The 7,767-nt window shown below is 43.7% G+C and carries 12 protein-coding genes; all 12 read right to left on the bottom strand.

Going from position 1 to position 7,767, the window contains the following annotated elements:
- Window positions 1–9: 9 nt before the first annotated feature.
- The 12 genes from RIN67_RS12900 to RIN67_RS12955 all read right to left on the bottom strand — a co-directional run bounded on the left by RIN67_RS12900 (window position 10) and on the right by RIN67_RS12955 (window position 7,713).
- On the bottom strand, window positions 10–639 hold the full coding sequence (locus tag RIN67_RS12900) for a hypothetical protein (RefSeq protein ID WP_060463133.1): 630 nt from the start codon (window positions 637–639) through the stop codon (window positions 10–12).
- A 215-nt stretch (window positions 640–854) separates the two neighbouring features.
- The gene (locus RIN67_RS12905; RefSeq protein ID WP_107504371.1) at window positions 855–944 is read right to left on the bottom strand and encodes a putative holin-like toxin; all 90 of its coding nucleotides are present in this window, start codon (window positions 942–944) and stop codon (window positions 855–857) included.
- Between the two features lie 153 nt (window positions 945–1,097).
- On the bottom strand, window positions 1,098–1,598 hold the full coding sequence (locus RIN67_RS12910) for a hypothetical protein (protein WP_265000482.1): 501 nt from the start codon (window positions 1,596–1,598) through the stop codon (window positions 1,098–1,100).
- A gap of 13 nt (window positions 1,599–1,611) precedes the next feature.
- Window positions 1,612–2,700 carry a hypothetical protein gene (locus RIN67_RS12915; protein WP_313826224.1) on the bottom strand — a complete coding sequence of 363 codons (1,089 nt, stop codon included), beginning with the start codon at window positions 2,698–2,700 and terminating at the stop codon, window positions 1,612–1,614.
- 3 nt (window positions 2,701–2,703) lie between these two features.
- Window positions 2,704–3,189 carry a phage neck terminator protein gene (locus tag RIN67_RS12920; RefSeq protein ID WP_024526950.1) on the bottom strand — a complete coding sequence of 162 codons (486 nt, stop codon included), beginning with the start codon at window positions 3,187–3,189 and terminating at the stop codon, window positions 2,704–2,706.
- A complete protein-coding gene (locus RIN67_RS12925; protein ID WP_313872973.1) occupies window positions 3,182–3,553 on the bottom strand; it encodes a hypothetical protein in 372 nt (123 codons plus the stop codon). The genes RIN67_RS12920 and RIN67_RS12925 overlap by 8 nt, the downstream gene beginning before the upstream one ends.
- 2 nt (window positions 3,554–3,555) lie before the next feature.
- Window positions 3,556–3,876 carry a hypothetical protein gene (locus RIN67_RS12930; protein ID WP_313872974.1) on the bottom strand — a complete coding sequence of 107 codons (321 nt, stop codon included), beginning with the start codon at window positions 3,874–3,876 and terminating at the stop codon, window positions 3,556–3,558.
- Between the two features lie 4 nt (window positions 3,877–3,880).
- On the bottom strand, window positions 3,881–4,483 hold the full coding sequence (locus tag RIN67_RS12935; protein WP_042253726.1) for a hypothetical protein: 603 nt from the start codon (window positions 4,481–4,483) through the stop codon (window positions 3,881–3,883).
- Window positions 4,480–4,821, bottom strand: coding sequence for a hypothetical protein (locus tag RIN67_RS12940; RefSeq protein ID WP_313872975.1), 342 nt, complete (start codon window positions 4,819–4,821; stop codon window positions 4,480–4,482). Before RIN67_RS12940 ends, RIN67_RS12935 begins: the two co-directional genes overlap by 4 nt.
- Window positions 4,822–4,837: 16 nt before the next feature.
- Window positions 4,838–5,914: a phage capsid protein gene (locus RIN67_RS12945; RefSeq protein WP_313872976.1), complete on the bottom strand. Its 1,077-nt coding sequence runs from the start codon at window positions 5,912–5,914 to the stop codon at window positions 4,838–4,840.
- A 12-nt stretch (window positions 5,915–5,926) separates the two neighbouring features.
- Complete coding sequence (locus RIN67_RS12950; protein WP_313872977.1) at window positions 5,927–6,565, bottom strand: DUF4355 domain-containing protein; 639 nt, start codon at window positions 6,563–6,565, stop codon at window positions 5,927–5,929.
- 212 nt (window positions 6,566–6,777) lie between these two features.
- Window positions 6,778–7,713, bottom strand: coding sequence for a phage head morphogenesis protein (locus tag RIN67_RS12955; RefSeq protein WP_313845731.1), 936 nt, complete (start codon window positions 7,711–7,713; stop codon window positions 6,778–6,780).
- Between the last annotated feature and the right edge of the window lie 54 nt (window positions 7,714–7,767).

A 7,767-nucleotide genomic window follows, 5' to 3' on the forward strand; every position in this document is an offset into this window, starting at 1 on the left:
TCGGTAAACTTAGAGTTTAACTTGTTGTAACGACTCCATAAGAAACTGAAATGCTTCACCTAATACCGATTGGTCACCATTACGGTCCGTGATTTCTGCTAAGAACTTCGTAGCTTCCTGCATGGCAATCATACCTAGTCCACTGCCATCTCCTGTAGCGTCCCAGAAGTTCATCTTCAGCACTTCATTCTTATCTGTGCGGAAAACTTCACTATTAAGCTTGGTCATCGTACCGTTCATATTAGATGCCCCAGATGGCCGCGTTGACATGAAAACAATCTGCAAAGCAGTACGATAACCTGGCCAAACCATGTTGATATGCACGTCTTTACCGCTACGATTTTTCTTAGTAACGGTTTTCTTCTTAATGTCGTCTGGAACATCTGCATTCAATGATTCATAATCCATATGTGGGTTAACTAATACGTTATGCATAATAAGGTCAAACAGTCGCCCTGCGTCTCCGGTATCTTCACCAACGTTTAGGGCATCAATTGCTTGTGAGGCAATATCAAATCCCGGATCTTGTAGCGTGATCTTACGAGTCTTCTTGTCACCCTTCGAATCGGTATATTCTACCGTTCGTTCAAATTGATTATCCATAAACGCTGCAATGGCTTGTTCATCTTTTTCTGACATATAAAAGTCTCTCCTTAATTAAAAATAGGACACCGTCTGGTGACCTCATAGTTCATTTATAAGCTTATGGTTTAAACTTATGTTATAATGTGGGCATAGAAAAAGGTCGGTGCTATCACACCGACCCCTGCAAGCCGCTTCAAAGGCGGTGGCAAGTTATTCAAACGATAATTTTGTCGTCCTGCAACCTACCAAAGTTGAGCAGGGCGGCTTTTTTATTTGTTTCTTTTGTCGATATAGCTGAGTAGCGCGATTAAAAACGTGCCAAACAGCAACATCAACGAGAGTGTCTGGAAGACGCTCATTGACTGTGAAACCTTCCTGAAGATTATTCCATGTTCCCATGGGCCTCACCTCACAAGGGAAAAGACAGCCACCGCCCTTAAAACTTCTTGCTCAGTCAAGTATAACATGAAAACAACGCGCTAATCTGCCCTTAACGGACGGTTAGTGCGCTTTTAGTTTGTAAACATTGAGTCGTCAACATCGGCACCGGTGTTTTGGTAGTAACCTGCCAGTACCGTCCAGGCCAGCGAGTATGCTTGCTCATTACCTTGGTTATTAGGCAGGCCAGCTAAACGGCAGCCTTCTGCAGTGATCTTTTCACCAGTAGAATCATTGACGATATTGAGGCCAAACATTTGGTCAGCGCTCAATAGCCCTGCTTGCATTTCATCGTGTTGTAAATGATAGAGTTTGAACAGAATATCAGTGGTTGAAGTGCCAGGATAGGTATTCAACGTTAGGGTCCCTGTCTCGTCATCAGTGTCGAAGAACATAACGTTTGAGTGAAAATCGCCTTGCATAGTTGTATCTGCAGCCGTACGTTTTGAACTAAAAGCTTCACCGTTTTGGAAGCCACCTAATTCTTTCGATTGTCCTTTCCACAACAAATAAATGTGTAAGAACCGTGCGGAATATAAATTGACTTCTTTTCCGTTTGATAAAGTGATTGCCATAACTTATCCCTCCTTAAAGCGTCAAATCAATCTTGGCGTTGATCGTATCAATATCATCGGCAATCTGAACATTGAACCCGAATCCGTTGTACTTACGTGCGGCCACATCACTGTTAAGCACATTAGAACGAGGCACACTAGTAATTTCAACAGCACTAGCCAATATGCCTTGCTGTTGCAGTTGCTGACCGCAAGCTTCAATGGTTTGTGCCATTTCTTTAATCGTGGCGTCATTGAAGATTGGGAAGTTATGACGATTAAGATATTTCTGCAATGCCGTCTGGAACGTATCGATGACCAGTTGTGTATGAACAAATTGGTCGACGTAGTTTCCAGCCAAAGCTAGGCCGTTCAGCAACATGTAATCACCAGACTTGTTTACAACTACTGTCCCATTAGCTGCAGCAATCGTGTCGTAATCACCGGTTGATAAATCGGTGTCTGGTTTGAACTGTGACTGATTACCAATGTGCTGAAAATCAACTGGTAAGTTGGCTGCAGCGTATGCGGCCGCTTGAGCAGCCACAAAACGATCACTAGCCGTTTCAACAATAGCTGCTGTATTCCCAAGCGAATTCTTTTCTGTTTGAATGCCCTTAACATGGGTAGACAACGTTTGGAGATCAGTAACCGACTTAGGTTGCGTAACCAGCATGATACGTTGGTTGTCATACAAAAAGTCTGATACGGCCTCAGTCTCTGCTTCAGTAGCCCCGTCCAGAACTAAATACTTGAATCCATCAAATAGGTGTTCAGTCAGACCAACCACAATCCCAGGTGTGGTCGTTGCCGTGACAGTTGCACCAGTAGTTGTTCCCGTCGTTTTAACATTGGCTGGGGTCGTTGAGTCAACATTAGGATAGGTGACAACTTCCACTGGACCCTTGAAGTTGTCAGCGTCAAACATTGCCTCCGCTTGGGAGTAAACGCCAGTTGTTTCATCAAAATCTGCTGACAGACTATCTAAGTCTGTATAAATAGACGCCTTAGTTGTTGCGTCTGCCCCTTTAGTTGCAATACCAACGGCTGGCGTGCCATTTGGGTTCTTTAACGCATGAATAGCAACAATAAAGTGGGCGTCTGTTGTTTGCTTAATTGCCAAAATTTATTCAGCTCCTTTTGTATTAATTTGCGGGTCAACACTCGCAATACTTCCCGTTTGCGTCTCATCAGTGAAGTTGTCTTGAACACCAAACGTGTAGTCAGCACCAGACATAAACTGCCAATCAACGTCAAGAAACGTGTCAGTTGATGGAATCGTGTTACAATCCTTGGCAACAATGTGTTGCTGAAATAGCTCATACGCTGGTTGTTGCAAGAAAAAAAGCTTCCGCAACTCGTGACCGAGTGTTTTAGCTTCTCCTTCGTCATTTGAGACGGCTTTAAATTGAACGTGAATATCAAAAATTTCTTCATTCACGGTATTGAATAGCACTCGGTCGTAATCGTCATAAATTTTGTACGTAACATACGGATAATCAGGTGTAAAGTGTTTAACGCTCTCCGGACGAACCGTAACTTGTGGCATATACGTTTTGATTTGTTTTACCAGTGCTGCTGAAACAGCATCATACAGGTTGAACTCACTCATCTGTGCCAACCTCCTTCAACTGGTAGTACACACGTCCAGCCGCAAAATCATCACCGTGATTAACGACCTCATAGGTCACGCCAGAAGCTCGTTGCACCTTTGTTCCTTTGGGGCAGCCAACTAGACCTGATAACCAATAAAGTGTGCCTACAGGCAATTGACCACCCAATTCTGGGGTATACGTCATGTTTGGATTAGTCGAATTAACAATCGGCTCATGCACCTTTTTTGCCGTAGCTGGGGCCATGATTGGTCGACCTAATTCATCAGAATCTCCGGTGTCATGACCTGGAATGGTGATTGTCAGGTCTTCAGCTAACATGTCATTTATGAATCCAAAATTCCCAAAATTTTGAAAATTCATCTCTATTTGCCTGCTGCGACTTCAGCACCAGTATCGGTTGGCGTTACTTTAAGATCACTCGGCGTTGATTCGCCTGCAACCGTGAATCCAGATACTGACACAAATTGTCCCAGGAACTTTTTGGTGTCTGGATTATAGAAAGCAGCAAAATATTTGCCGCTTGGAATTGTATCGCCAGGCGCGTACCCCGTAATCTTGACAACCTTTGGATCGCCTTTTGGGAAGAAGGCAATGTCACTCGTTTGTTCCGTATCACGACTTGGTGTGATATAAGCACCATCTGTCCCCGTCTTTGCTGCAACAATAACTAATTCCATACTCATAAACTCAAATCCTTTCTGTAATCCACGTGATTGAGTCACGCAGTTCTCCACTATCAATTAACGGATCATTAAATCCTTTATTCTTGGCAGTTAATGGCGCGTTACTTGGTGTGCTGAAGTCAGTAATGGTTTGCTTAATGTCTTTGACCATCGCTTCTCCCAATACTGAGTACACATCTTTCGGCTCAATTTCACCGACCATACACTTAAAAGCCAAGTCGGCTCCCAACTCTGTCCACCGACCGAGATGGTGATTAAACGAATAACGCAAGAATGGCCGTGGTGGGATCACAACACTCTTGCGCAGAATAAACATGATTTTAAAACCACTATTGGCATCTGGCATGGCTAAATAGGCTTGATCAGCAGTTTTTCCTAACATGAAGAAAAGGTTTTGAAAATCCGCTGGCCGTTTATCACCTGAGTTCGGTGTTGGCAACGCCAGCCACTGTCGATTGACTGGAACAATTGTCTTACCGTATTCCTGGACCATAGCAATCATGTTCAAATGATTATTAAGCCACGGCACACCCACGGACAACCTCACCGACTGCAACTCTTGTAATCGTCTAATTGCCTCTGCAGTATTATCAAAGTCTTCAGTCATTCAGTCCACACCGCTCCCATTGAGTCCGATACACCATAATCATCAACGATGTCATCATACTCAGCACGGTAGTCGTCATATCCATTAAAATTGACCATTGTCTGCGAGTTGCCAAACGTACTTGCAGATTGAACGCCACCATAGTTCATGAACCAGTCCTTGTAAAGCAGATGACGCGTCCAAGCTCTTTCGGCGTTAATTAACGCGTCCTCTGAAATTTGATCGTGACTAGCCTTAAGCGCCGCGTCATCTAACCGCTCTATAATATGAGCATCGCTAAATCCTTGGAAGATATTAATATTACTCTTGATATTTTCCGGCGTAAGTGCGTCTTCCATACCTAATCACCTTTTTCTACTTGCTGCTGCCCGAAGAACTTGATCCACTACCCGAAGAACTTGATCCAGTGCTTGCTGCCTTCTTAGGCGCATTAATCGTTGGCACTACATAGTCTGTACCAACCTTGAATCCATACTTAACCAATTGAATCTGTCGTGGATCATAAGACACGGCAAACAGCGGCTTAGTGCCGGCCTTCAAATCGGCTTGGTAAGTATCAGGATTAGTCTGCGTTAAGTCAACGTTAGTGCCGGCCACATGGCAAGTTACTACTCGCTTTTGAATGATAGCTACCATGCCGCCCTTTTGGAATTCATCGCGTTTTACGACTAAACCATTGTTCGGTGTAGCCGTTGCATAATCAATGGCTCCGGGACCGAAGATTAATGCATAGGTAGTCCCATCATCAGCGACTGGAATGCTATCGTCTTGAACGATACTCATGCCTTGGTACGTAGCAATTGGAGTAGCTGCACCAGCAGGTTGCAGGTATTCAATCAATTGTTGTTCACGCATCTCTGAGTACGCAGCTGAATTAACTACTAAAGTTGACAACGTGTTATCCATCACATCGCCCATACGTGCGAGCGCCTTAACAAAGTCTGCGGCAGATAATTCCTTTTCAGAACCAACACCGAAAGACTTTGCAGTTGCAATATCTGCGTTGTTGAAAGTTGCTTTTACCGTGTTCAGCAGTAGACCAGTATCTTGGCGAGTCCACCAGTTGCCAAAACGATTGGCAATCTGTTGCTGGGTGCTTGCACCAGAAATCAAATCGCCCCAGTCAGTATTACCAAACGACTTACTTTGATACATCTTAATGCCGTGTTCCATCGCAGAGTCGACACCATTCGTTTGAATGTCATGCGTATCGTTCCATTCATCAGCATCGCCGGACAAGTCGTTCATTGCCGGGATTTCAACCGTCCGACCTGGTTGAAGCAAACGTCCACCTAAAATGGGATCGTTCTTTAAAACACCAGACGCCACAAAACGATTAGTTTGCGTATTTTGTCGATAGACCCAATCAAGAAATACTGTTGGTTCAATTAAGTTACTAAAATTCGTAGGATTGCCGTTAATTACAGCCATTACCTACACCTCCTATTTAAGTTTGTTGTATAAATCTGGATTCTCACGATAAATTTGAGTTTGCTGATCCATGTTGAGCTTGGCAAAATCTTCGCGTGTCAGTGATCCAGGAATTGTTTGGCCACCATTTTGTGGCGTATGCGTGCCATGGACACGTTGTTCTACGCCATCTTGAACAGCCTTGTTGAACAAGTCGATAAACTTGTCGATATTGTTCTTACGTACATCGTCATCTTTAGAAGTAACGAATTCTGCAAATTCAACAGGAATCTTGCTATCCGTTAAGGCTGACTTAGTTGCAGCCAAAGCATTTTTCTCATCAACGGCGTCTAGTCGTTCCTGTAATCGTTTCTCTTGGTCTGCCAGGGCTTGTCGCTTGTCATCGAGTTCTGCTTCGGCCTTCTGTTGTGCATTCATGCCAGCACGTTTTTCACCTTCGGACATCCATTCTTCTTTGAGGGATTCCAGCTGACCATTAAACTTTTCTTCCAGCTGCTTAGCTTTAGCACCCATCATTTTATTCACGTCATCTTGTGAATATGCTTTACCGGATGGTTCCTGACCTTTAGGTTCTTGTTGCTGATCCTTATTATGATCGATTGGCTTTGGTTCTTCGCCAGGTTCAGCAAAATATTGCAAGTTCATCTTCATCGTAAAAACTCCTTTTTAAAGTCCGCAGACTAGATCGGTTAAAGTCCGAATGACTAAATTGCTTGTTCTTTTAGGGCTGCAAGTAAGAAAAAGCCCACAAAAATAGGGGTTATTATCATATAAAGCAGATAAATAACTCCTATAATTTCGATTCTTTGTTAACTACCCTTATTTGTAAGTGTTCTCAAGGGACTATTACTTAGAAATCGCCCCTAATCAAATTCACCTGTCATCATGCCGTCTAGTTGGCCATCAAGTAAATTACCATCTTCATCGCACGCTACCAATTGGCATCGACAACGTGGGTGAGTATCTTCTTGAGGAATCGGTGCTTGGCCGAATGGAAATCTCTGTTTGTCTAATGGTTGGCAAATATCACAAACATGGTAGTCTTCTTCGGTTAGCCACATTACAAATTTAACGTCGCTATCTTCGTAGGCTTGTCGTTTACCTTTGTTGGTGTTCTCAACCGATTGTATCTGCATTAATCCATCGATTCGAGATAATAGCTGATTCATTGGTGTTGCCAAGTTATCATCAATTCGATCGCCCGACTGTGGAATGCTTCTAGTTAGCTTGTTCATTGCGGTTACTGAAATACCTCGACTCAGACCTTTATTTAAGGTCTCAATCATGCGATTAGCCATAACATCTTGGTGCACCCATAGTCGTTGCACGTATTCGGCCTGATCAGTGCTCTGTGGAACGTTTTGCTGCGAACGTGAAGAGTTATCTGCATACGCTGCCGAACGCTGTCTATTTAGTTCTGTGACACCATATAGTTCGCTTCTCGCTGTCGCAATACTCATACCAGCCCCAATCATTGCACCCAACATATCTCGCTTAGTTAATGAGGCTTTAACATAAGCAGCTTGTAACTGCTTGGATAGTTTATCGTCGGGTTGAACGTCCGTTAACATTTGGTTAATAGCAGCGTAAAAGTGTTGTGTGTCCCATGAACTAACTGCTGACGATACTTGATTAAGAGTTAATCCACTATCATCGGCGTACTCGTTATAGAACTCTTTTAGATGGTTGGCGATAATGCTTAAGGCTTGCTGATAAAAGCTATTGATCGTCTGACTGTTCGCCTTGTCCTGCTTGACCAGTTGGCGAATCTTCTGGCGCTCCTTCTTGATCGTTGTCAACGCTATCACCTACCCCATTCACGTTCTGCAGTTTGGCTTGCGCAGCAGCAATCA

Origin of the sequence: Levilactobacillus namurensis (assembly GCF_032197885.1) — a bacterium.
Taxonomy (GTDB): Bacteria; Bacillota; Bacilli; order Lactobacillales; family Lactobacillaceae; genus Levilactobacillus; species Levilactobacillus namurensis_A.

Bases quoted from the DNA above. Each gene is read 5' to 3' on its own strand.
- RIN67_RS12900 (WP_060463133.1), bottom strand. From the start codon at position 639: ATGTCAGAAAAAGATGAACAAGCCATTGCAGCGTTTATGGATAATCAA.
- RIN67_RS12905 (WP_107504371.1), bottom strand. From the start codon at position 944: ATGAGCGTCTTCCAGACACTCTCGTTGATGTTGCTGTTTGGCACGTTT.
- RIN67_RS12910 (WP_265000482.1), bottom strand. From the start codon at position 1,598: ATGGCAATCACTTTATCAAACGGAAAAGAAGTCAATTTATATTCCGCA.
- RIN67_RS12920 (WP_024526950.1), bottom strand. From the start codon at position 3,189: ATGAGTGAGTTCAACCTGTATGATGCTGTTTCAGCAGCACTGGTAAAA.
- RIN67_RS12925 (WP_313872973.1), bottom strand. From the start codon at position 3,553: ATGAATTTTCAAAATTTTGGGAATTTTGGATTCATAAATGACATGTTA.
- RIN67_RS12930 (WP_313872974.1), bottom strand. From the start codon at position 3,876: ATGAGTATGGAATTAGTTATTGTTGCAGCAAAGACGGGGACAGATGGT.
- RIN67_RS12935 (WP_042253726.1), bottom strand. From the start codon at position 4,483: ATGACTGAAGACTTTGATAATACTGCAGAGGCAATTAGACGATTACAA.
- RIN67_RS12940 (WP_313872975.1), bottom strand. From the start codon at position 4,821: ATGGAAGACGCACTTACGCCGGAAAATATCAAGAGTAATATTAATATC.
- RIN67_RS12945 (WP_313872976.1), bottom strand. From the start codon at position 5,914: ATGGCTGTAATTAACGGCAATCCTACGAATTTTAGTAACTTAATTGAA.
- RIN67_RS12950 (WP_313872977.1), bottom strand. From the start codon at position 6,565: ATGAAGATGAACTTGCAATATTTTGCTGAACCTGGCGAAGAACCAAAG.